Annotated in this window: 20 protein-coding genes; 11 read left to right on the forward strand and 9 right to left on the reverse strand. The window is 71.5% G+C overall.

The window, feature by feature from the left end; genetic code table 11:
* Positions 1–704, reverse strand: a 704-nt coding sequence (locus ACFE8Y_RS13435) for an inositol-3-phosphate synthase (RefSeq protein ID WP_375464887.1), incomplete at its 3' end; no start/stop codon positions are given.
* Positions 705–1,021: 317 nt separating this feature from the next.
* Here ACFE8Y_RS13435 and ACFE8Y_RS13440 point away from each other — a divergent pair.
* Positions 1,022–2,179 (forward strand): transglycosylase SLT domain-containing protein, encoded by a 1,158-nt coding sequence (locus ACFE8Y_RS13440; protein WP_375464888.1) that lies wholly within the window; start codon positions 1,022–1,024, stop codon positions 2,177–2,179.
* A gap of 89 nt (positions 2,180–2,268) precedes the next feature.
* Here the strand turns inward: ACFE8Y_RS13440 and ACFE8Y_RS13445 are convergent, their stop codons facing one another.
* Together ACFE8Y_RS13445 and ACFE8Y_RS13450 are read right to left on the reverse strand one after the other, a co-directional pair.
* Positions 2,269–3,915, reverse strand: coding sequence for a DHA2 family efflux MFS transporter permease subunit (locus ACFE8Y_RS13445; RefSeq protein WP_375464889.1), 1,647 nt, complete (start codon positions 3,913–3,915; stop codon positions 2,269–2,271).
* Positions 3,912–5,165 (reverse strand): HlyD family secretion protein, encoded by a 1,254-nt coding sequence (locus ACFE8Y_RS13450; protein ID WP_375464890.1) that lies wholly within the window; start codon positions 5,163–5,165, stop codon positions 3,912–3,914. Before ACFE8Y_RS13450 ends, ACFE8Y_RS13445 begins: the two co-directional genes overlap by 4 nt.
* A 193-nt stretch (positions 5,166–5,358) precedes the next feature.
* Here ACFE8Y_RS13450 and ACFE8Y_RS13455 point away from each other — a divergent pair, with 193 nt between their 5' ends.
* Together ACFE8Y_RS13455 and ACFE8Y_RS13460 are read left to right on the forward strand one after the other, a co-directional pair.
* Positions 5,359–5,991, forward strand: coding sequence for an HdeD family acid-resistance protein (locus ACFE8Y_RS13455; RefSeq protein WP_375464891.1), 633 nt, complete (start codon positions 5,359–5,361; stop codon positions 5,989–5,991).
* 133 nt (positions 5,992–6,124) lie between these two features.
* Positions 6,125–7,285 carry an alpha/beta hydrolase gene (locus tag ACFE8Y_RS13460; RefSeq protein ID WP_375464892.1) on the forward strand — a complete coding sequence of 387 codons (1,161 nt, stop codon included), beginning with the start codon at positions 6,125–6,127 and terminating at the stop codon, positions 7,283–7,285.
* 8 nt (positions 7,286–7,293) lie between these two features.
* On the opposite strand, the gene ACFE8Y_RS13465 is transcribed toward ACFE8Y_RS13460, so the two are convergent.
* Entirely contained in the window at positions 7,294–8,787 is a 1,494-nt protein-coding gene (locus ACFE8Y_RS13465) for an AMP nucleosidase (RefSeq protein ID WP_375464893.1), read from the reverse strand.
* A gap of 351 nt (positions 8,788–9,138) precedes the next feature.
* Here ACFE8Y_RS13465 and ACFE8Y_RS13470 point away from each other — a divergent pair, with 351 nt between their 5' ends.
* The 3 genes from ACFE8Y_RS13470 to ACFE8Y_RS13480 all read left to right on the forward strand — a co-directional run bounded on the left by ACFE8Y_RS13470 (position 9,139) and on the right by ACFE8Y_RS13480 (position 11,209).
* The gene (locus ACFE8Y_RS13470; protein WP_375464894.1) at positions 9,139–9,873 is read left to right on the forward strand and encodes a YoaK family protein; all 735 of its coding nucleotides are present in this window, start codon (positions 9,139–9,141) and stop codon (positions 9,871–9,873) included.
* 116 nt (positions 9,874–9,989) lie between these two features.
* The gene (gene tsaA / locus ACFE8Y_RS13475; protein WP_375464895.1) at positions 9,990–10,499 is read left to right on the forward strand and encodes a tRNA (N6-threonylcarbamoyladenosine(37)-N6)-methyltransferase TrmO; all 510 of its coding nucleotides are present in this window, start codon (positions 9,990–9,992) and stop codon (positions 10,497–10,499) included.
* Positions 10,496–11,209, forward strand: coding sequence for an SGNH/GDSL hydrolase family protein (locus ACFE8Y_RS13480; RefSeq protein WP_375464896.1), 714 nt, complete (start codon positions 10,496–10,498; stop codon positions 11,207–11,209). The genes tsaA and ACFE8Y_RS13480 overlap by 4 nt, the downstream gene beginning before the upstream one ends.
* A 59-nt stretch (positions 11,210–11,268) precedes the next feature.
* Here ACFE8Y_RS13480 and ACFE8Y_RS13485 read toward each other — a convergent pair whose 3' ends face one another.
* Genes ACFE8Y_RS13485 through ACFE8Y_RS13495 form a run of 3 tightly spaced genes read right to left on the reverse strand, consistent with a single transcriptional unit; the run spans position 11,269 to position 16,717 of the window.
* Positions 11,269–14,445, reverse strand: a complete 3,177-nt coding sequence (locus ACFE8Y_RS13485) for an efflux RND transporter permease subunit (RefSeq protein ID WP_375464897.1) — start codon at positions 14,443–14,445, stop codon at positions 11,269–11,271.
* Positions 14,446–14,450: 5 nt separating this feature from the next.
* Positions 14,451–15,557, reverse strand: coding sequence for an efflux RND transporter periplasmic adaptor subunit (locus ACFE8Y_RS13490; protein ID WP_375464898.1), 1,107 nt, complete (start codon positions 15,555–15,557; stop codon positions 14,451–14,453).
* Between the two features lie 47 nt (positions 15,558–15,604).
* Complete coding sequence (locus ACFE8Y_RS13495; protein WP_375464899.1) at positions 15,605–16,717, reverse strand: efflux RND transporter periplasmic adaptor subunit; 1,113 nt, start codon at positions 16,715–16,717, stop codon at positions 15,605–15,607.
* Between the two features lie 87 nt (positions 16,718–16,804).
* Here ACFE8Y_RS13495 and ACFE8Y_RS13500 point away from each other — a divergent pair, with 87 nt between their 5' ends.
* Positions 16,805–17,368 carry a TetR/AcrR family transcriptional regulator gene (locus ACFE8Y_RS13500; RefSeq protein ID WP_375464900.1) on the forward strand — a complete coding sequence of 188 codons (564 nt, stop codon included), beginning with the start codon at positions 16,805–16,807 and terminating at the stop codon, positions 17,366–17,368.
* On the opposite strand, the gene ACFE8Y_RS13505 is transcribed toward ACFE8Y_RS13500, so the two are convergent.
* Both ACFE8Y_RS13505 and ACFE8Y_RS13510 read right to left on the reverse strand, forming a co-directional pair.
* Complete coding sequence (locus tag ACFE8Y_RS13505; protein ID WP_375464901.1) at positions 17,365–18,270, reverse strand: histone deacetylase; 906 nt, start codon at positions 18,268–18,270, stop codon at positions 17,365–17,367. The genes ACFE8Y_RS13500 and ACFE8Y_RS13505 overlap by 4 nt on opposite strands.
* Positions 18,267–19,214, reverse strand: coding sequence for an NAD(P)/FAD-dependent oxidoreductase (locus ACFE8Y_RS13510; protein ID WP_375464902.1), 948 nt, complete (start codon positions 19,212–19,214; stop codon positions 18,267–18,269). The genes ACFE8Y_RS13505 and ACFE8Y_RS13510 overlap by 4 nt, the downstream gene beginning before the upstream one ends.
* Positions 19,215–19,358: 144 nt before the next feature.
* Between ACFE8Y_RS13510 and ACFE8Y_RS13515 the strand changes: the two genes are divergently transcribed.
* From ACFE8Y_RS13515 to ACFE8Y_RS13530, 4 genes are all read left to right on the forward strand, one after another.
* A complete protein-coding gene (locus ACFE8Y_RS13515; protein WP_375464903.1) occupies positions 19,359–20,525 on the forward strand; it encodes a ceramide glucosyltransferase in 1,167 nt (388 codons plus the stop codon).
* Positions 20,526–20,584: 59 nt separating this feature from the next.
* On the forward strand, positions 20,585–21,301 hold the full coding sequence (locus tag ACFE8Y_RS13520) for a type 1 glutamine amidotransferase (RefSeq protein ID WP_375464904.1): 717 nt from the start codon (positions 20,585–20,587) through the stop codon (positions 21,299–21,301).
* Positions 21,302–21,750: 449 nt separating this feature from the next.
* Entirely contained in the window at positions 21,751–22,125 is a 375-nt protein-coding gene (locus tag ACFE8Y_RS13525; RefSeq protein ID WP_375464905.1) for a transposase, read from the forward strand.
* Between the two features lie 263 nt (positions 22,126–22,388).
* Positions 22,389–23,201 carry an IS5 family transposase gene (locus ACFE8Y_RS13530; protein WP_375464906.1) on the forward strand — a complete coding sequence of 271 codons (813 nt, stop codon included), beginning with the start codon at positions 22,389–22,391 and terminating at the stop codon, positions 23,199–23,201.
* The last annotated feature ends 80 nt before the right edge of the window (positions 23,202–23,281 follow it).

A 23,281-nucleotide genomic window follows, 5' to 3' on the forward strand; every position in this document is an offset into this window, starting at 1 on the left:
GTCTTCATCATGGTCTGGCCGGTCTTGCCGTCCTTGCCGGCCACCGGCACGTTCATCTCGGTGGCAAGGGCGAGGAGAGCCGGCACGTCGGCAGCGATGCTCGGCGTGAAGTTCGCGTACGGGATGCCGCTCTTGATCGCGGCGTAGGCGTAGAGCATCGCCGGCGAGATGTGCTCGTCGCTTGAGTCGAGCCCCTTCTCGAACGCGGCGGTCGAGTTCAGCACCGGCGCGGTCAGGTCGGGCCAGCTCTCGGTGGAGGCGAGGTTGACCACCACGACCTCGTCGAGGTTGCTCTCCCGGCGGAAGCGCTTGAGGTCGTTGGCGATGATCGACACCGCCTCCCGGTGATCGGAGGCGACGATGCGGTTGGCACCGTCGATGTTCTTGCAGAACCTGGCGCTGCCCACCGCCGGCCAGGGCTGGATGCCCTTGAGCACCTGGGCGCCGTTCTCGATGTCCTGCGCGGTGAGCACGCCGTGGCCGGCGGCGGCTGCGGCGAGGTCGTCGCCGTTGAGATCCCAGCCCGCGAACACGAGGTCCTTGTAGTCGACCATTCCGGCCACGGAGACGCCGGCGAGCGGCAGGCCGTCGAGGCGGTTCGATCCGGATTTGATCATCTCGATGCCGGCGATGGCGGTGGTGGCGACGGCGCCACCCATGCCGACGAAGGCAACGCCGACGCGGCGACCGGTCTGGATGCTCATGGGAGGGGACAATCCTTAAACGCTTCTGACGCGGGGACTTCGGTCGGGCCGGAATTGGGCCTGCCCCGCGTGGCCCATGCTAACTGGCTCTTCCGGGCATCGTTCCAAGCCCGATTGAGACATCTTTGTGGGCGGCCGGGACTGAACGCCGACCGAACAGACCATGAAAAATCCGTGAAAAGACGGCGTTAACGCTCCTTTAAGCGCGCCACGCTTGGATCACCCCGCCGTCCCATTCTGGTCACGGCCGGCGGCGACACACCCGCCGCTCGATCAAAGCCCGGCCCAGGAACGCCGCGGCACGAAAAGGACCAGCCATGGGGGTTTTCCCGGAGTCGGCGCGTTGCGCCGACGACGTGAGCCGTCTCGTGCCCAACGAGACTTTGACCGAGGACCAGACCGTGGCGTGGCTGCCGCGGACCGAGCGCAGGACGCGCCGGAACGGTGCCAAGACCATCCGCCTCTTCGCCCGACGCCGGGCCGTCGCGACCCTGCTCGCCGCGCTCCTCGCCGGCTTCAGCCTTCCGCAGACGGCCTTCGCGCCGGCGGCCTCCGCCCACGATCGCATCGACGCGAGTCCGCGCGCGGCCGCAGCGCTGACGCGCGGCATCCAATCCGAGAACCCGGCCCAGTGGGGCGGCATCCCGGTCGTCGAGCAGGAGCCGGCGACCGCCGCCCTGATCGCCGGCGATCTGGCAACTCTGCCCCAGCCGGCCGCGGGCACGGATGAGACGATCCGCTTCGGTGCCATGCACGTGCCGCGGCGCATCGTCGACACGATCCTGAGGGCCGCCGCCGAGGCGGGTGTCGATCCGGTCTACCTGATGGCGCTCGCCGACAAGGAATCGCGGTTCTCCACCGGGGCGAAGGCCTCGACCTCGTCGGCCGAGGGCCTGTTCCAGTTCATCACCGCGACGTGGCTGGAGCTGATCCGCAACTACGGGCCCCGCTACGGCCTGGAGGCGGAGGCTGCCGCGGTGAAGGGCCGCGGCGGAGCGATCACGGTTGCCGGCGGCATGCGCGAGCGCGTGCTCGGTCTGCGCAAGGACCCCTACGTCGCCGCCCTGATGGCGGCCGAGCTGATCAAGCGCGACCGCGGCCGGATCGAGGCCCGCGTCGGCCGGGCGCTCACCACCTCGGAACTCTACTTCGCGCACTTCCTCGGCACCGCGAACGCCGGCCGCTTCCTAACCCTGAGCAGCGACCGGCCGGGCGAGGTGGCCGGACGGGAGTTCCGCGCGGCCGCCCGCGCCAACCGGGGCCTGTTCACCGAGAGGGACGGCAGGGCACGCCGCGACCTCACCGTCGCCGAGGTCCACACCCGGATCGACGGCATGATCGACAGGCGGCTCTCCCGCTACGAGGGCGTCGCCGCGGTCGCCGCGCCTCCCGGCGAGGCGCGGGGCGCGACCGCCGCGGGGGACGCGGGCACCCGGGTTCAGGTGACGGAGGCCTTGCCTCCCGAGGCTGAGTGACCCCGCGGTCTCGGAACGCCTGACGAAGCGCTCGTTCAACCGCAGTCGGTCGGGCCATGCCGGTGTGTCGGGCGTCTCGTGCGGGCCTCTCAACCCGCGGGCGCGCCGCGCTCGACCGGCTTCAGGATCAGGGCGAGCGGCACCGCCGAGGCGGAGACGAGGCAGAGCGCCCAGAACACGTCGATGTAGGCGAAGTAGGTGGTCTGCGAGGCGAGCTGCTGCCCGATCCAGGCGGTCGCCTGTCCCTGCGCATCGACGCCTGGGGTACCGTGGAGGGTGAAGTACTGCATCGCCTGCCGCATCGTCTCCTGGTAGCCGGGGCTCGTGGGCGTGATGCTCTCGGCCAGGCGGCTCTGATGGAACTGGCCGCGGTAGGCCAACACGTTCTGCGCCAGCGATACGCCCAGCGAACCGCCGACGTTGCGCGCGACGTTGATGAGCGCGGAGGCTTGGTCGGTCTGGTCCTTCTTCAGTCCCTCGTAGGAGGCCGAGGTGACCGACAGGAAGGTCAGCGGGATGCCGATGCCGATGTAGATGCGGGACAAACCGAAGAACCAGAACGTCGAGTCGCCGTAGAGCCACGTCAGGTTGTACAGGCCGGCCGCCATCATGGCGGAGCCGACGAGGATCAGCCACTTCGGTTGAACGCGCGGGGAGAGGACGCGGCCGTTGAAGGCCGTGACCAGCACGGTGACGAAGCCGCCGGGCGCCAGCACGAGGCCGGCGAGCGTGGCCGTGTACCCGTAATTGTCCTGCACGATCTGCGGGATGAACTGCGTCGTCGCGATCAGGATCGCGCCGGTCGCCAGCATGATCCCGAAGCAGGTGGCGAACTGCCTCTGCTTGAACAGGGAGAAATCGACGGCCGGGTTCTTCCGCGTCAGGTTCCAGGGGATCATCGCGACGAACGACACCACCATCATGACGCCGGCGACGTTCATCAGCGTCGACGTGCCGAACCAGTCCTTGCGCTGACCCTCGTCGAGGCAGACTTCGAGGGAGCCGAGGAAGGTCGCCACCAGCAGGAAGCCGACCACGTCGAAGCGGACGCCGAGCTTGTTCAGGCGGCGGCGCTCCTTCACGGCCGAGTCCGGGTCCTCCAGCAGCCAGTACATCAGGCCGAGCGAGAGGACGCCGATGGGGCCGTTGATCAGGAAGCACCAGTGCCAGGACAGGTTGTCGGACAGCCAGCCGCCGAGCGTCGGGCCGATGGCGGGCGCGAACACGATGGCGATGCCGTAGACGGCAAACGCCTGTCCGCGCTTCTCCGGCGGGAAGGAATCGGCCAGGATCGACTGCGCGAGCGGCGCCATGCCGCCGCCGCCGAGCCCCTGGAGGATGCGGAAGAACAGCAGCGATTCGAGGCTCCAGGCAAAGCCGCAGGCAAGCGAGGACAGGGTGAACAGCCCCACGCTCCACATGAAGAACAGCTTGCGGCCGTAGCGCTTGGCGAGGAAGCTCGACGCGATGAGGGTGATCGCGTTCGCCACGAGGTAGGTGGTGACGACCCAGGACGATTCGTCCGGCCCGACCGCGAGGCCGCCGGCGATGTAGCGCAGCGCCACGTTGGCGATGGTGGTGTCCAGAACCTCCATGAAGGCGGCGAGCGCCACCACCATGGCCACAGCCCAGGGACTGTGGCCGCCCGCGGTCCGCGGCAGGCCGCCGGATTTTCCCGGCGCCTTCGATCGATCCCCGGACCGGCCGCCGCCCGCCGCGGCGGCGCCCGCGCTCATCGCACCCGCACCGTCGGCACGATCGACATGCCGGGACCGATCGAGACATCCTGCGGCCACGCGTCGACCACGATCTTCACCGGCACCCGCTGCACCACCTTCACGTAGTTGCCGGTGGCGTTCTGCGCCGGCAGCAGGCTGAAGGCGGTGCCGGAGCCCGGCTGCACGGACGCCACCCTGCCAGTGATCTTCCGGTCCGGATAGGCGTCGAACCTGATCTGGACCGGCTGGTCCGGTCGCATGTCGGTGATCTGCGTCTCCTTGTAGTTGGCGATCACCCACTTCTCGTCGGGCACGAACATCGCCAGCGACTGGCCGGCCTGCCCGTACTGCCCCACCGCGCCCGTCAACTGAACGATCCGTCCGGCCTGCGCCGCCGTGATCGTGGTGTAGCCGAGGTTCAACTGGGCCTGCGCGACCTGCGCCTCCGCGTTGGCGAGGCTCGCCTGCGCACTCGCCCTCTGCGCCTCCAGCGAGCCGATCTGCTTCTGCGCCGCGACGACGCCGGCGTTCGAACTCGTCAGCGCGGCCTGCCGCTGGTCGAGCGTCGAGGTCGAGGATTGCGACTGCTGCACGGTGCCGGCACCGCGGCTCGCGAGGTCCTTGTAGCGAGCGGCATCGGCCTTGGCGAAGTCCAGCGCCGCTTGGTTCTGCGTGACCTGCGCCCTGGCCACGTCGATCTGCGCCTTCTGCGCCTCGACCTGGGCGTCGACGTTCCGGATCGAGGCCTTGGCCGAGGCGATCTGCGCCTGCGCCTGCTCCAGGGCCACCTGATAATCGCGCCGGTCGATCTGGAACAGGGTCGCGCCGATCTCGACGTGCTGGTTGTCGGTCACCGGCACGGCGGTCACGTAGCCCGACACCTTCGGCGCGACCGAGAACTGACGGGCATCGACGAACGCGTCGTCGGTGGACTCGTAAGGGTGCAGGTCAATCAGCCAGAAGAAGAACCCTGCGACCCCGAGCAGCACGATCGCGATGCCACCGAGGATGAACCACCACGGATGCCGACGGATCACGCTCGGACGCGTCTCGTCGTCCGCGTCGTCCTTGGACGCGTCGTCCGCCCTCTGGCTGCCGGACTCCCGATCATCGGGCCTGTCCCGGGTCTTCTCCGACGCTTCACCCTCGCCGGGGGAATCCTCGGGGCGTTCGCGATCGACCACGTCGCCCTTCCCGGGCGCATGCCCGCGTCCCGGCGCGCGGAAATTCGCGTCCGTGGCCATCGCCTGCCGCTGATCGTCCAGCATCGGAATTTGAACCGCTCGCGGAAGTCCCGGCACCCCGACGATGGAGCCGGAACGTCTCGATGACCCACCTCGACGGTTTAAGGGCGACCCGTCCGCAAAGTTCCGCGCGCCGATGCCCATCGCGGAACGCACGCGGCGATCCGACGTTCAGCGGCAGACTGCGCGATGGCCCTGCCGCAGCGTGAGGCATGCGATGCCCGAACCCTACGCCGCTCTGCCGGGCGCACCGCTCCCCGGACCTGCGCGCCTGGACGCCATGAGTACGGTGCTTGCGCGCAACTGGTGGCTCGTCGCCCTGCGCGGGGTCCTCGCGATCCTGTTCGGCGCCCTCGCCTTCGTGGCGCCGGGCGCCTTCGTGCTGTCGCTGGTCCTGTTCTTCGCAGCCTACATGGTGGTCGACGGCGTCTTCGCGATCGCTGCCGCGCTGCGCGCGGCGCAGGCGCACGCGCGCTGGGGGTTCCTGCTGTTCGAGGGCGTGGCCGACGTGCTCGTCGGCGCGGCGGCGTTCCTCGTGCCGGCCGCGGCCGTCTGGGCCTTCGTCCTCCTCGTGGCGGTCTGGGCGCTCGCCACGGGCGGCCTGATGATCGCGGCGGCGTTCCGGCTGCACCTGCATTACGGGCGCTGGTGGCTCGGCCTCGGCGGGGTGGTCTCGATCCTGTTCGGCATCGCGCTGCTGGCCGATCCGGGCATGTCCGCCCTGGTGCTGACAGGGTGGCTTGGGGCCTACGCGGCGGCCTTCGGCGTGATGATGCTGATCCTCGCCTTCCGCCTGCGCGGGCGGCACGAGGCCGCCGGGCGTCCGCTGGCCATGCGGCACGGGATCTGAGGGCAGCGGCATCCGATACGCGGAGATCCCGGAACGTTTCTGTCCCCGCGAAGCCCTACGGACCGTGCCCCCGGTGCCGATCCGATGCTAAACCTCGGGCCGGACGCGGAAAGAACGTCCGAGGGAGTTGACGATGATCAGATCCGTCCTGAGCGGCGCCTGCGCCTTGCTGGGCCTTGCCGCCAGCGCGATGGCCGAGCCCGCGCCGGACCACCCGTCTGTCTTCAAACCGGCGCAGCGCGAGGGCTACGTCTTTGTCGGCGGCGGCTACGAGGCCGTCCAGGGCAAGGCTGGCGCCGTCGGGCAGATGTTCGTCCAGTACCACGCGCCGGTGCAGGTCACGCAGCCCTATCCCGTGGTCATGGTGCACGGCACCGCCCAGACCGGCGTCAACTTCCTCGGCACGCCGGACGGCCGGCCGGGATGGGTCGACCGCTTCGTCGGACGTGGCTTTGCCGTCTACGTCGTCGATCAGGTCGGGCGCGGGCGCTCGGGCGACAACCCGGAGGCCTACGGCCCCTACGCGCGGCTCGCGCCCGCCGACCTGGAGACCCTCTACACCGGCCAGGAGAACCACGACCTGTTCCCGCAGGCCAAGCTCCACACCCGCTGGCCGGGCGGCGCGGGCGTGCGCGGCAACGCGGCCTTCGACCAGTTCTACTTCTCGCAGGTGCCGTTCATCGCCAGCGCGCTCAGGAGTGAGGAACTGGTCGATCCGGCGCTGATCGCGCTGTTGGAGAAGATCGGGCCCGCGGTGCTGCTGACGCACTCGCAGGCCGGCGTGTTCGGCTGGGCGGTGTCCGATCGCCGTCCCGACCTCGTCAAGGCGCACGTCGCCGTCGAGCCGAACGGGCCGACCTTCTACGACATCCGCTTCAAGGGCGGCGCCGACTGGTACGAGCGGGTCGGCGAGGCCCGCGCGCGGCCCTACGGCATCACCCGCGTGCCGTTGACCTTCGACCCGCCGATGGCGACGCCCACCGACCTCACCGTGGTGCAGGCCGAGGCGCCGCTCCGGCCCGGCCAGATCCGCTGCTGGCTCCAGGCCGAGCCGGCGCGCAAGCTCCCGAGGCTGGCCCGCGTGCCCGCCGTGATCGTGACGGGCGAGGCCTCGTTCCGCGCGACGATGGACGACTGCACCGGCGCCTTCCTCGAACAGGCCGGCGCCAAGCCCGACCGGCTGGCGCTGGCCGAGCATGGCATCCGCGGAAACGGCCACATGATGATGCTGGAGACGAACAACGCCGAGGTCGCCGACGCGATCATCGGCTGGATCGAGGGCAGGACGCGCTGAGGCGCGCCTCACCGGAACGGCGGCTCGTCGAAGCTCCTGAGCTTGCGGGAATGCAGCCCGGCACGGTCGGCGCGCAGGATGTCGAGCGCCGCCAAGCCGATCAGCAGGTGCTCGGCCACCGCCCGCTCGTAGAAGGCGTTGGCCGCGCCCGGCAGCTTGATCTCGCCGTGCAGCGGCTTGTCGGAGACGCACAGCAGCGTGCCGTAGGGCACCCGCAGGCGGTAGCCCTGCGCGGCAACCGTCCCGCTCTCCATGTCGACGCCGATGGCGCGGCTGAGATTGATCCGGCGGCGCTCCTGGCTGAAGCGCAATTCCCAGTTGCGGTCGTCGTAGGTGACGACGGTGCCGGTGCGCAGGCGCCGCTTCAGGGCGTCGGGCTTCTCTCCGGTCACCTGCGCCGCGGCCGCCTGGAGCGCGAGCTGCACCTCGGCCAGCGCCGGCACCGGCACGTCCGGCGGCACCAGCTCGTCGAGGATGCGGTCGCGGCGCATGTAGCCGTGGGCCAGCACGTAGTCGCCGATGGTCTGCGACTGGCGCAGGCCCCCGCAATGGCCGACCATCAGCCAGCAATGCGGACGCAGCACGGCCAGGTGATCGGTGATCGTCTTGGCGTTCGAGGGACCGACGCCGATGTTGACGAGCGTCGTGCCCTGCGCGGTTCCGTCCGGCCCTTCCGCCACGAGGTGGTAGGCCGGCATCTGGAAGCGGTGCCACGGCGAGGCGGCGATCAGCGCGGCGGGATCGGCGCAAGCCGCCTCGCCCCGCGTCACGGTGATGCCGCCCGGCATGACCAACTTCGAAAAGTCCTCCGTGCCGGAGGCGAGCCGCTCCAGGCCGTGGCGGACGAACTGGTCGACGTAGCGGTGATAGTTGGTGAGCAGGATCCAGGGCTGGACCTCGCGCCAGTCGCAGCCGGTATAGTGCACGAGGCGGCGCAGCGAGTAGTCGACCCGCACCGCGTCGAAGAGGCTGAGCGGGCGCGGTGCGTCGCCCTCCTGCCGCCACAGCCCGTCGGCGATCTCGTCGCCGACCACCGAGAGCAGCGGCACCGGGAACCACGCGGCGAGTTCGGCCGGGCTCACGCGACCGCTGCCGAGGTCGGTGCCCGGCTCCAGGACGTAGGGGTATGGGATCTCCTGCGCGCTCAGGCCCACCTCGAGCCCGACGCCGTAATCGGCGACCAGGGGTTCGAGCTGGGCGACGAGGTAGGCGCGGAAGTCGGCCGGGTTCGTGACGGTGGTGGAATAGGTGCCCGGCGCCTGCATCTTGGCGGTCGCCCGGCTGATCCGCGGCACCGGCCCGTCGGACCGGTAGGTGACGCGGAGTTCCGGATAGCGGAACTGCAACCGTTCGGCGGCATCCGGCGGCGTTCCGCCGTCGAGGGTCCGCAACAGCGCCGCGCGCAGCGCCCGCGTCGCGCCGTCGTGGAGGGCAGCGAGCCGGTCCACGGCGGTCGCCACGTCGGACACCGCCTCCATCGGCCGTAATTCGTCCTCGATCACCTCGGACGCCCTCCCCGGCTCGCGGCCCGCCAGCCTCTACACCCGCGCCCCGGCTCATGCGAGCCGCCAGGGCAATCGGGTGAAACCCGATTGTCATGATTCCGGGCGCGAAGAGCGCCCCGCGGAGCGGGCTTTGCAGGACGCCAAGTCCTGCAAAGCATCGAGCGGAGCGATAGCCAAGGCCGCGGATGCGGCCGCCGGCGCTTGAGGACCAGCCAAGAACACAGGGCAATCGGGTTCATCCGATTGCCCTGTGCGAGCCGCAACGGGCTTGCGGTCGGCTGCGACTTGGCCGACATCCTCGACCGCGGCATCCCCCGTCGGGCCGATGACGCTCGGCGGAGTGGGGACATGCAGGTGCACGGCGCCGCGCAATCGGTCCGGGAGGGACGCCGCGCGATCGATCGGGACTGGCTGACCGTCACCGGGCTCGCCTTCGTCGCCGGCTTCGTCGACGCCGCGGCGTTCGTCGCCCTGGCCGGCCTGTTCACCGCCCACGTCACGGGCAACTTCGTCCTCATCGGCGCCGAGCTCGTCTCGACGTCGAACGGCGTGATCGCCAAGCTCTGCGCGTTGCCGGCGTTCGTCCTGGCCGTTGCCGCCACGCGCCTGATCGCGCTGGCGCTGGAGCGCCGCCGGATCGGGGTCCTTCGCGCGCTCCTCGGCCTTGAAGCCCTCGTCCTGGCCTGCTTCGGGGCATTCGGCCTCGCGCTCGGGCCCTTCCCGTCGCCGGACAGCGCTCCGGCCGTGTGCGTCGGCATGCTGGGCGTGATCGCGATGGGGATTCAGAACGCGACCGGCCGGCTCGCCCTCGGGCACCTTGCCGCCACCACCGTCATGACCGTGAACGTCACGCAGACCGTGCTGGACGTCACCGACCTTCTGAGAGGGGAGCGCGGCGACGGCGATCGGACGCGCGCGCGTCTCCGGCGGATGCTGCCCGCCGTGCTCGCGTTCGCGATCGGAGCCTTGGCCGGCGCGTTCGGGATCGCCGCCTGGTCGTTCTGGTGTCTCGTCGTTCCGGTCCTGGCGCTCGCGGCGCTGATGATCGTATCGGAACCGATCCAGGATCATTCCGGGCCTTGACGCCGCCGCGCTCCGGCTGACGTGGAGCGGCGCGCGACGCGCCCCGTCACCGGGGCGGGGTCGGGCCCGTCGGATTTTCAAACCGCCCCCCTCTCGCCGCTTCAGGAGAGAACCTCGTGGCCCCTGAGACCGCCGACGATTTCGGGCGCCGCCCCGGCGAAGAGGCGGTGGTCCTGCCCGACGGGTACGATGCCGGGCTGCACTTCATCGGCCGCGTCCGCACGCCGTGGACGGCGCGCGGGGACTGCCCGAAGAACGGACTCCAGACCGACGCGGTCTGCACCGTCACGGTCGACCCACTCTACGCCGCAGCCCTCCAGGACGTCGAGGGCGCGAGCCACCTGATCCTGCTCTACTGGATGGACCGGGCCGAGCGCGGCCTCCTCGTCCAGCGCCCGCGCCACGCCGACGGCGGCCGCGGCACCTTCTCCCTGCGCTCGCCGGCGCGCCCGAACCCGATCGCGCTCTCCGTGGTCGAGCTTCTCGCCCGCGACGGTGCCGTGCTGACGGTCCGCGGGCTCGACTGCCTCGACGGCACGCCGCTCCTCGACATCAAGCCGTACTACGCCACCACCGATTCCCGGCCCGAGGCGCGGATCGACCGGGCCGGGACCGCGGGCGCGTGAGGCGGCGGCTCGCCGCCGGCCTCATCGCTGCCGGTGTGGCCGGCCTGCTCCTCGGCCTCGGCGCCCTGCTCGGACGCATGCTCGCCGCGCCGTCCCTGAACGCGCGGCTCTACGCCCAGAACCGTCTGATCGCGGTGCAGGTGCACCTCGACGAGGCGCCGCCCGACTACGTCTTCCTCGCGGGCGACTCCCAGGCCGAATTGCAGCCCCCGGCGCAGCGTCCCTGCGGGCTCGAACTCGTCAACGGCGGCGTCAGCGGCGCGAGCGCCACGGTCTACGCCGACCTCGTCGAAACGCTCGCCTTCCGGGTCCGGCCACGGGCAATGATGCTGACCATCGGCACCAACGACATCCTGGCGAAGGGCCGCCCGCGGGAGGCCGCCGCCGCCGGCCGCTTCGAGGCGGCCGCGACGCGCATCATCGGGCGGCTGATGTCGGCGACGGACCGCCTCGTCGTCACGGCGCTCCCGCCGATCGGCCGCACCCTCGACGGCCGCCTCGATCCGCTGGCGGTCGCCGACTACTCGGAGCGCCTGCGCGGCCTGTGCCGGCGCCTCGGCTGCCGGTTCGCCGACCCCTTCGCCGACATCCGCGACGGCACCACCGGCTTCGCGACGCCCGGCGCGCTGCGCGACGGGCTTCACCTGTCCGCCTACCGGCCGGCGCTGCGCGCCCTCGAACCGGCCCTGTGCGCCGCCGAAGCACCGTGACGCGCGGGCTCGGCGGGGCGGGGTCGCTGCGGCGACCCGTGCGCCGAGGACGCCCAGGCTCACCCGGCCTCGGCATCGGCGGCAACCCTGCCGCGAGACGCCTCGCCCGGTCCGCTCCCGAAGTCCCGGCCGTCCGGCCGCGGCGCGGCCGGGCCGACCGGGCGCTCGCCGCGTGCGTCGGGCCGCGGCGCGGGCGGTTCCCGCGCGGGCTCGCGGATGCGGTACCAGCCGACGTAGAGCGCCGGCAGGAACAGCAGCGTCAGGAAGGTCGCCGCGATGATGCCGCCGATCATCGCGTAGGCCATCGGCCCCCAGAACACCTCCCGCGCGATCGGGATCAGGCCGAAGCTCGCCGCCGCCGCCGTGAGCAGGATCGGCCGCATGCGGTGGCGCGTCGCCTCGACGACGGCGTCCCAGGGCCCGAGGCCGTCCGCCTCGCACGCCTCGATCTGGCTGATCAGGATCACCGCGTTGCGGATGATGATGCCGATGAGCGCCAGGATGCCGAGGATCGCCACGAACCCCATCGGCTTGCCCGACGGCAGGAGCGCGGCCACCACGCCGATCAGCCCGAGCGGCGCCACGCTGAACACCAGGAACAGCTTCTGCACGCTCTGGAGCTGGATCATCAGGAACACCGCCATGGTGAGCAGCATCACCGGCACCACGGCGGCGATCGGGCCCTGGCCCTTGGCGGCTTCCTCGACCGCGCCGCCGGTGGCCAGCGCGTAACCCTCCGGCAGCGCCTTGGCGAAGGCATCGATCTCGGGCGCGAGGGCCGCCACGATGGTCGGCGGCTGCGTCGCGTCGGTGATCGCCGCCCGCACCGTCAGCGTCGCCACCCGGTCGCGGCGCCAGACGATCGGCTGCTCCAGGTCGTAGTCGACCTTGGCGAAGGCCAGCAGCGGCACGACGGCGCCGTTGGCGAGCGTCACCTGAAGGCTCTGAAGGGTGTCGAGGGAGGTCCGCTCCACCGCCTGCGCCCGCCCGACCACGTTGACGAGGTAGATCGAATCGCGGACCTGCGTGATCGAGGCGCCGCCGACCACGCCGTTGAGGATGCCGGCGATGTCCTGGCTCGTGACGCCGAGCTGGCGCGCCTTGTCCTGGAGGATCTGGACGCGCAGCACCTTGCCGGGCTCGTTCCAGTCGAAGGTCGGCACGCCGACGTGCGCGTTCTTGGCCACGATCCCGGCGAGCGCGAGCGCCTGCTCCCGCACGGCCTGCAGGTCCGGGCCGCTGAGCCGATACTGGATCGGACGCCCGACCGGGGGACCGAGCGAGAGCGGGTTCACGAACACGTCGGTGCCCACGAAGTCGCGCTTGGCCCGCGCCTCCAGCCGCGGAAACACCCGGTCGCGCGCGTCGAGCGACGTCGTGACGATCACGACCTGTCCGAAGAAGCTGTTGGCGAGCTGCTGGTCGAGCGGCAGGTAGAAGCGCACCGCGCCCTGGCCGACGTAGGACGACCAGCGCGCGATGTCCGGATCGCCCTTCAGCGTCGCCTCGAAGCGGTCCATCTGCGCCCGCGTCTCGGTGATGGTGGCGTTCTGCGGCAGCGTGAAGTCGACGAGGATCTCGGTCCGGTCGGACGCCGGGAAGAACTGCTGCTGCACCAGGGTCATGCCGTAGACCGAGAGCCCGAGCAGCGCGACGCAGAGCCCCACGGTGACCCAGCGGAAGCGCATCGCCACGACGAGCACGCGCAGGAACAGGCGCCCCATGCGGCCGGGTCCGTGGCCGTGCTGCTTCATCGTCTTCGGCAGCAGCGTCACGCCGATCAGCGGCGCGAACAGCACCGCGACCACCCAGGAGATCAGGAGAGCCGCCGCGATCACCACGAACAGGGAGTAGGTGTACTCGCCGGCCGACGAGCCGTTGAAGCCGATCGGCAGGAAGCCCGCCACCGTCACCAGCGTGCCGGTCAGCATCGGGAAGGCGGTCGAGGTGTAGGCGAAGGTCGCCGCCTTCGTGAGCGTGTCGCCGACTTCGAGGCGGGCGACCATCATCTCGACGGTGATCATCGCGTCGTCGACGAGCAGCCCCAGCGCGATGATGAGCGCGCCGAGCGAGATGCGCTGGAGCGTCACGCCCATCACCTGCATCACCACGAACACGATGGCGAGCACCAGCGGGATCGCGATCGCGACGACGAAGCCGGCCCGGATGCCCAGGCTGATGAAGCTGACGGCGAGCACGATCACGACGGCCTCGACCAGCGCCTGGGTGAAGCCGCCCACCGCCTCCTCGACGATCCGCGGCTGGTCCGAGACGAGCTGGATGCCGACGCCGATCGGGAGCTTGGCCTCGATCAGGCGCATGCGCGCCTTCAGGTCCTCGCCGAAATGCAGCAGGTTGGCGTTCGGCCGCATGGCGACGGCGAGCCCGATCGCGGGCTTCCCGTCGACCCGGAACAGGGCGGCCGGCGGGTCCTCGTAGCCACGGCTGATCTCGGCCACGTCCGAGAGGCGGAAGAAGCGGTCGTTGATCCGGAGGTTGATGGTCTCCAGCGAGGTCTCGGAGGAGAACGGCCCGCTTACCCGCACGGAGACCCGCTCCGGCCCGGCCTGGACGACGCCGGACGGCGAGATCGCGTTCTGGCTCTGGAGCGTCTTGATCAGCGACTGGGTGTCGATGCCGTAGCCCGCGAGCTTGCGGGTCGAGAAGTCGAGGAAGATCGTCTCCTTCTGCGGCCCGAGCAGGAGCGTCTTGCCGATGTTGGGCACCTTCAGGATCTCGGTGCGCACGCCCTCGACGTAGTCGCGCAACTGGCGGTGGCTCAGGCCGTCGGCGGTGAAGGCGTAGACGTTGCCGTAGACGTCGCCGAACTCGTCGTTGAAGAACGGCCCCTCCATGCCCTGGGGAAAGGTGCCCAGGATGTCGCCGAGGCGCTTGCGCACCTGGTAGAACGACGGCTGGATCTCGGCGGGCTTGGTCGTGTCGCGCAACTGCACGAACACGGTGGTCTGACCCGGCGTGGTGTAGCTGCGGACGTAGTCGAGCGTCGCGACCTGCTGGAGCTCCTTCTCGATCCGGTCGGTGACCTGCTCCAGGGTGTCGCCGATGGTGGCGCCGGCCCACGTCGCCTGCACCACCATGGTCTTGATGACGAACGGCGGGTCCTCCTCGCGGCCCAGCCCGCGATAGGCCAGCGTGCCGGCAATCAGGCAGATCGCCATCAGGAACCACACGAACGAGCGGTGCGAGAGCGCCCATTCCGAAGCGTTGAAGCGCATCACGATCAGGGACCCTGCGTGCCGGGGACGACGAGCGGCGCGTCGGCGAGGCGGATCTTCCGGCCCTCGTCGAGCGAGTGGACGCCGGCGACGACCACCCGGTCGCCCGCCGTAAGGCCGCTTCTCAGGCCGACGTAATCGCCCCGCCGCTCGGCGATCTCGACCGGGCGGCGGGCGACCGCATCGCCCGCCGCGCCGACGATCCAGACGGAGTCGTGCCCGTCCGCGCTGAGGATCGCGGTGTCCGGCAGGATGAAGTGCGGCGCGATCCTGCGCATCAGCGACACGGTGATCGTCGCGCCGAGGCGGAAGGCGGGGGGCGGGTTCTCGAGCGACAGCCGGATGCGCCGGGTGCGGGTGCTGGAATCGGCGAACGGCGCGACCTCGCGCACGGTGCCCGTCGCGGCGATCTCGGGGGTGCTCTGGAGCCCGACGGTGAAGCGGCCGTCCTTCGGCATCGCGCCGACGAGGTCGTCGGGGATGTCGACCACGGCCTCCCGCACCTCGGGCCGCGCGACGGTGACCACCGTCTGGCCGGCGGTGAGATCCTGACCGACCTCGGCGCTGCGCTGGGTGACGACGCCGTCGAAATCGGCGACCAACTCGGTGTAGCCGATCTGGTCGCGGGCCTTGTCCAGGCTCGACTGCGCCTGGGCGAGGCGGGCCTGCGCGGTGTCGCGGTTGGCCACCGTGCCGTCGAGCTGGGCCTGGGTGACGTTGCCCCCCTCCATCAGGCGGCGGGTGCGTGCCTCGGTGGCGGCCGCGTTCTCGGCCTGGGCGCGGGCGTCCGCCACGTCGGCCTCGGCCCGGGTCAGGGCGAAGCGCGGCACCACCGGGTCGAGGGCGGCGAGCCGCTGGCCCTTCCGCACGAGGTCGCCGACGGTGACGTCCCGGGCCACGACCCGGCCGCCGATCTGGAAGCCGAGCTGCGACTGGTAGCGCGGCTCGACGGTGCCGGCGAAGGGCCCGAACCGCACCGACTCGACCGGCTTGGCGATCGCGTAGAGCACCGGGCGGACGGGCGGAGCCGCCGCCTCCTCGGCCGGCTTGCAGGCGCCGAGCGCAAGGGCCGTCACCACGATCGACGCAGCCGCGCGGCGCCGATGGCGCATGGCTGAATCGGCGAGCGGCAAGCCTTCGGGCAAGCCTTCGGAAACGCTCACTTGGCCGCTCCCGTCGCGACCTGCTCGGCCACCGTCACGGTCTGGCCGGGGCGCAGGAACTGGATGCCGGCGACGACGATCTCCTCGCCCGGCACGACGCCGGCGCTGAGCGCGATGTTGTCGGGGCCGTACCGGTCGATCGTCACCGCGCGGGGCGCGACCGTGCCGTTTCCGGGATCGCGCACCCACACGGCGGGCCTGCTCTGCCAGCGATAGAGCGCCGACCAGGGCAGCACCACCGCCACGTGCGGCCGGAACCGTCCGCGGCCGATCACGACAGCGCCGAGCGTCATCGCGGCCGGCGCGTCCTGCAACCCGACCTTGACCCGCACCGTGCCGGAGGCGGGATCGACGCTCGGCGCGATCTCGCGCACGAAACCCACGGCCGCGACCCGCGGGTCGCCCTGGAGGGTGACATCGACGGTCCTGGATTCCGGCGGGGCGGCCAGCAGCGCCTCGTAGACGTTGAACACGGCGTCACGCGCGCCGTCCTGCGCCAGCGTGAGGACCGACTGGCCCGACTGCACCACTTGGCCCGTTTCGAGCGACCGGCTCAGCACGATTCCGGCGACGCCCGACTTGAGCTCGGTGTAGGAGAGCTGTTCCTGCGCGGTCCCCAGCGCGGCCTTGGCCGACTCCACCGCGGCCTGGGTGGTGCGCAGCGTCTGCTCGGCGTTGTCGTAGGAGGGCCGCGTGGTGTAGCCGCTCGCCATCAGCGAGTCCTGGCGCTTGAAGGCGAGCTTGGCCTGGGTCGAGAGGGCTTCGGCCGAGGTGAGCGCGGCCTGCGCGTTGGCGAGGTTCGCCCGCTGCTCCCGCGGATCGAGCCGGGCCAGGACCTGATCGGCCGCGACGTGGTCGCCGACCTCGAACAGGCGCGTCGCGACCTTGCCGGCGGTGCGGAACGAGACGTTGGTCTGCGCCTGCGCCTGGATGTCGCCGGTGAACACCACGTCGGCCGCGATCGTGCTGCGCGACGCGAGCACCGTGCGCACCAGCGTCTCGGCTCGCGGCGCTGCGTCGTCGGCGCGGGCCGATCCCACGGCGATCAGCGCAAGGGCCAGGGCGACGGACGATCGCGTGAAGATTCCGGCTGCTAAGTATCCAGGCATCGCGTCCGCGCCCTCGTCCGACCCACCGTGTTGCTGCTATAAGCCTCAAATTACCGACCGTCCAGACGGTTGCTGAGAGGATCGGACATGGCGGAGCCGCGCAGCCGGCGCCGGGATCGGGCGGAGGTGATCCTCGATGCGGCGGAAACCCTGTTGCGGCGTTCCGGCAGCCGGACGCTCACCATCGACGCGGTCGCCCTTGAGGCGGGCCTGAGCAAGGGCGGAGTGCTGCACCACTACGCGTCCAAGGACGCGCTGGTGACGGCGCTGGCCGCGCGCAAGGTCGCGCGGATGCGGGCCGGCATCGCCGAGATGCTGGCGGCGCGGCCGCAAGGTCCCGCGGCGCTGCCGCTCGCGCTGATCGCCCACGCCCGGCAGGTCTATGCCGAGGAGTGCGGATTCCCCGATGCGCTCCTCATCGCGTCCGCCGAGAACGCCGAGGCCGTGGCGGCGTTCTCCGGCTTCCTCGCCGAGCACCTGACGGCGATGTCCGCGGTCGAGGGCGGTCCCGGGAAGGGCGCGGCCCTCACCTTCGCGGTCCTCGGCCTGATGCTGAGCCGCTCGCTCGACTTCCACCGCCTCGATGGCGCCGACCTGAACCGCCTGTTCGATGCGCTGGAAGCGCAGGCGCGGGCGCTGCCCGGCGATTAGCCCGGCGCGCTCGCCGCCAGCGCCTGGAAGACCAGGGCGTGGCGGGCGGCGAGCGCCGCGACGTCGTGACTGTAGCCGCCGCCGATCACCGCCACGAGGGGGATGCCGCGGGCGCGCGCCTGGCCCACGACGAAGCGGTCCCGGGCGTAGAGGCCCGCGTCGGTGAGCGACAGCCGGCCGAGGCGGTCGTCGCGGTGCGGATCGACGCCCGCGTTGTAGAACACGAGGTCCGGCGCGAGTGCGTCGAGCAGCGCCGGCAGGCGCGCTTCGAGCACCGCGAGGTAGGCGGCGTCGTCGAGGCCGTCGGGCAGGCCGACGTCGAGGTCGCCCGGGATCTTGGCGGTGGGGTAGTTGTTCTCGCAGTGGACCGAGAGGGTGAACAGGTCCGGCGACGATCCGAGGCAGTCGGCCGTGCCGTCGCCCTGGTGCACGTCGAGGTCGACGACCAGGGCGCGGGCGATCGCGCCCTCGGCCTGAAGCGCACGGGCAGCGACGGCCACGTCGTTGAACACGCAGAAGCCCGCGCCCTGCGCGCGCCGCGCGTGATGGCTGCCGCCGGCCGCGCTTCCGGCAAGGCCGTGGGCCAGCGCGAGCCGCGCGGCGAGCAGCGTGCCGCCGACCGAGGCCCGCGCGCGGGCCACGACGCTCGCGTCCACCGGCAGGCCGATCGCCCGTTCGATCGCCCGCGGCACCGCGTGCGCGAGCACGGCCTCGACGTAAGCCGGGTCGTGGGCGAGGCTCAGGAGTTCGACTGATGCCGGCTCCGGCGTCACGAAGCCCCGCGGCGCCAGCCCGCGCGCGGCCAGCACCTCGGCGAGCCGCCCGTACTTGCGCATCGGGAAGCGGTGGCCCGCCGGCAAGCTCGCCTCGTAGGCCGGGTGGAACACCGTCGGCGGGGTCACCGCGCGCCCGTCAGATCCGCGGCGATGCGCTGGGCCAGCGCCTGGCCGCTGTCGAAGGCCGCCTCGATCCGCGGGCCGAGGCACCAGTCGCCGGCCGCACCCAGGCGCTGGGCCGGGTCGTACACGCAGTCCTGCCCGAGCGCGGTCTCGACCATGGCGTAGCGCCAGCGATGGACCGTGGCGTCGATGGGGTGGAGCGGATGCCCGAGGACCGTCGCGAGGGCGGCGAGCAGCGCCGCCTGCACCGCCTCGCGCGGGTCCTCGAGATGCGCGCGCGACCACGCGGGGGCAGCGTGGGCGACGAGGCGGTGTCCGGCGGCGCGCCCCGGCTTCGAGGCCTCGCGCACCACGAGCGCGATCGGCCCCGCGTCCGGTTTGAGGAGATCGTGCGGGAGACCCGGATCGGCGTCGAGGGTCAGCATCAGCGACCAGCACGGCGCGTAGGTCGCCCGCTCGATGCCCGGCAGGACGAGCCCGCTCGCATCCAGGAGCGCTGCCACCTGCGGCGCCGGGAACGTCACCGCGACCGCGTCGAAGTCCGGGGCGGTGGTCCCGGCGGCGTCCGTCACCGTCCAGCGGGCGCCGACGCGACGGACGCCGGTGATCGTCGTGCCGGATGAGACCGGAACCCCGTCGAGGAGGTCGCGCACCGGTGCGGTCATGGTCGGGACGCCGACGAAGCGGGCCTCCGCGCCCCACGGGGCCGCGACCCCCGCCGCAACCCAGGCGTCGCACCGGGCGCGAAACGCGTCGCCCCTGGCGCGAAAATACTGCGCGCCGTGATCGAAGCGGAGATCGGCCTCGGTGCGACGGTTCGCCATGCGGCCGCCCGGTCCGCGGCCCTTGTCGAAGACGTGGACCGCGAAGCCGGCCTCGACGAGCCGCCGGGCCGCCGCGGCTCCCGCCATGCCGGCCCCCAGGACCGCGACCGCGCCTTCGCCCAATGCTCCCGCCTCCGCCGCCGAGGATGCCGCCTGCGCACTGTCATACGGCTGAAATGCCGGCGCTGTTAGGGGCAGGCGGCCGGCGCGGCCGCACGCCGCGGAACCTGCCGGGCCCCGAGAGGCGACGCGCATGAGCCTCCCCCCGTGACGCCGAGCCTGGACGGCCCAGCGATCGCCCTCGCGCTCTGCGCGCTCCTGACCCTCGTCAACCTCGCGAGCGCGGTCCTCGCCGGCCGCGGCATCGGCCGGCCGGCCGGGGCGTCGTCCTTCTCGGCGGGCGCCCCCGTCTCCCTCGTCCGGCCGGTCTGCGGCCTGGAGACGTTCAGCGAGGAGACGCTGGCGCGCGGGTTCCGCCTCGATTACCCGGCCTACGAGATCGTGTTCTGCGTGGCCGACGGGGCCGATCCCGTGGTGCCCCTCGTCCGCCGGCTGATGGCGGCGCACCCCGATGTCCCGGCGCGCATCCTCGTCGGCGACGAGCGCATCAGCGACAACCCGAAGCTCAACAACTGCGTGCGCGGCTGGGAGGCGGCGCGGCACGACTGGATCGTCATCGCCGATTCCAACGTGCTGATGCCGCCCGACTACCTCCAGCGGATGCAGGCGGCGTGGCGCGCCGACACGGGCCTCGTCTGCTCGACGCCGGTGGGCGCCCGGCCGGACGGGCTCTGGGCCGAGGTGGAATGCGCCTTCCTCAACACCCTCCAGGCCCGCTGGCAATATGCCGGTGCGGCGCTCGGTCTGGGCTTCGCGCAGGGCAAGAGCATGCTCTGGCACCGGCCGTTCCTGGAGGCGCGCGGCGGCATCCGGGCGCTCGCCGCCGAGATCGCGGAGGACGCGGCCGCGACCAAGCTCGTCCGGGCGGCGGGGCGCCACGTGCACCTCGTGGCCGCGCCGTTCGAGCAGCCGCTGGGGCGCCGCGGCCCGGCCGAGGTGGTGGCGCGGCAGCTCCGCTGGGCGCGCCTGCGCCGGGTGACGTTCCCGCTGTTCTTCGCCCCCGAGATCGTCAGCGGCACCCTGCTGCCGTTCGTCCTGGCCGGGGCCTACGCGGGCAGCGCGCGCGCGACGGCCGGCCTCCTCGCCATGGCCGGCCTCGTCTACGCTGCGGAGTACCGCTTGGCCGTCCGGGCCGGGTGGCACCGCTCGCCCCGGCTCCTGGCCGCCTTCCTGCTGCGCGACGCCCTGATCCCGCTCGTCTGGTCCGCCGCCTGGCTGCGCCGGGCCACCGTCTGGCGCGGCAACGCCATGGACATCCGCCCGAAATCCGCGCCCGGGACGAGGCGGCCGGCACCATGGGCACGGATAGCCTGAGACGCGCCTCCCGCGACGATCGCGGGTTGCGGATTGTCGGCATCGGCGCGATGGCTCGCTTGCCCACCGTCGACCGGACCCAGCCATTGCGCATCGCGATCCTCGAAGCCGGCAGCCCGCCCGCACGCCTCGGCGACCGCTTCTCCACCTACGGCGCGATGACCGCCCGTCTGCTCGGGTCCGAGCACGCCTGCACGGTGTTCGACGCGCGCGCGGGGCACCTGCCCGATCGTGCGGAGGCCTTCGAGGCCTGCGCGATCACCGGATCGGCCGCGGGCGTGAACGATTCCCTCCCCTGGATCGCAACCCTCGTCGGCTTCCTGCGGGCGCTTCCCACTGACACGAAGTGCGTCGGCCTGTGCTTCGGCCATCAGATCATGGCGGAGGCCTTCGGCGGCCGGGTCGAGAACGTCGGCTGGGGCCTCGGCCTGCACACCTACGACGTGGTCGCGCGGGCGCCCTACACCGACGACGTGGCGCGCATCGTGGTTCCCGTGACGCACCAGGATCAGGTGGTCGAGCGCCCGCCCGGCGCCCGGGTGCTGGCCGGAAGCCGCTTCACCCCGAACGGCGTCCTGGCCTACGCGGACCGCGCCGCCCTCTCCTGCCAGTGCCATCCGGAGTTCGAACCGGACTTCTTCCGCGCGCTGACCGAGGGACATCGGGCGGGCAAGGACGATCCGGATCTCGCGCGTGCGGCGATGGCCTCGCTCGCCGCATCCGACGATCGTGCCCGCGTCGGCGCCTGGATCAGGCGGTTCCTGGCCGAGGCGTGACGGGCGTGGTGTGGTAGAGGAAATCGAACCCCCACGCCTTGCGGCTGGCGATTCCGAGGTTGCCGATCATGCCGCAAGACCGCACGCCCACCGGCGAGCGGCGCAAGCCGAGCCTGGGCGTCTTCGGCCCGCTCACCGTCGACCAGGCCCGCAGGTTTGCCCAGGAGCACCTCGCCGCCGTCCGGGGCGGCGCCGAATGGACGGTGAGGCCGGGTGCATCGCTAGGAAAGCGGGCAACCCCGGCGGCGGCATCGTGCGCACAGGTTGCCCGCCACATCGACCCGCAGCGGCCCGGCCACCGCTCTGCGCGCCCCGATCGGCATCGTCCGTATCTGCCAGGATCGCCACGCAGCGCCGATAATAGACCTTAGCAGGCTGCTGAAGAATTCGGTGGCGGCTTGGCTTTGGCGATGGTTCACCCTGCCGGAGGCGTGGGCGGGGTTTGAACGATGCACGGGCGTGAGGCTGCGGCGGCCAACCTGTTCAGCGACGTGCGGCTGGAGGATCGGGTGCCGGCCGATCATCCCCCGCAGCCGATCCGGGCCCTGGCCGACGAGGTTCTGGCCGGGCTGAGCGCGCGCTTCGAGGGCCTGTACGCGCGGCTGGGTCGGCCCTCGATCCTGCCGGAGATGATGCTTCGAGCCACGCTCCCGCAGGCGTTCTTCTCGGTGCGCTCCGAGCGGATGCTGATGGAGCCGATCGACTGTAACCTGCTGGTCCGCTGGTTCGTCGGGTTGGAGATCGACGTCGCGGTCTGGCACCCGACGGTGTTCACGCACACCCTCGTGCGCTTCCCGAAGCCGCTGGCTCAGATCGCAGCCTGAGGCAGGGGAGAGCTTCCGCCTAGCTCGTCACCGGACGACCCGGCCGGCGCCAGGACGGACAAGCCCAAACCAGACGGACAAGCCCAAAACGGCGAGAAACCTCTCCACCAGCGCCAAACAGAAACTTCTTCAGCAGCCTGCTGGAGCGCTCTCCGCCGAAGTGGACGCTAGTTCGGCGGAAGAGAGCGCATTAAAACAAAGACTGAGAGGCTGTTTGACCTCGATCCGCCCTCGCGCGTTAGCCCTCTGAGGAGGATCGGGCGATGTGGACGGCTTCAGATCGGGAGACCTACAAGGCCGATGGCCGGCGCTACCCGAGCGACCTGACGGATGAGGAGTGGGCGCTGATTGCGCCGCTGGTGTCGGGCTACGACCCTCTGACGGCGGACCTGCGCGAGATGGTCAACGCCTGCCTGTATCTGGAGAAAACGGGCTGCCCGTGGCGCTATCTGCCGACCGACTTCGGCCCCCGCCCGACGGTGCGCACGTGGCACGACCGCTTCCGCGCGGACGGGCTGTGGTCGGAGATGGCAGCCCTGCTGACGCGGGCGGTGCGGCAGAAGCGCGGGCGCCGAGCCGAACCGTCCACGGGCATCCTCGACTCGCAGAGCGTGGCGTGCGGGCCCCAGGCCGGGCCGCGCGGCACGGATGGCAACAAGAAGGTCCGGGGTATCAAGCGCCACGTGCTGACCTGCTCGCTCGGCTTCGTGCTCGCCAGCCTCGTCACGGCGGCCAACGTGCACGACACGCAAGCGGCTGGCGTGTTGCTCGACCGGGCGGCCCAGGCTGGCTGGCGGCTTGAGCGGATCAAGGTCGATGGCATCTACGTCGGCGCGCGCATGGGCGAGGCGGCCGGGCGCCATGGCCTGGACGTCCAGGTCACGACCCGCGAGCGCGACGCCGTGGGCTTCACCCCGCTGCCGCTGCGCTGGCGCATCGAGGCGACGTTTGGCACGCAGACCAAGCGCTACCGCCGCCTGACGCGAAACCTGGAACACAGCCCCGCCGCAGCAGAAGATGCCATCGACATCGCCAACTGTCACCGTCTCATGAAAGACTATCACCGACACACATAGTCAAACAGGCTCTGAGAGCCGTGCTCGATTGCAACGCGATCGGGCACGGCTCTAGCGAAGCGCAGGCCACGGCGCGACGG

Origin of the sequence: uncultured Methylobacterium sp., from assembly GCF_964242245.1 — a bacterium.
GTDB lineage: Bacteria > Pseudomonadota > Alphaproteobacteria > Rhizobiales > Beijerinckiaceae > Methylobacterium.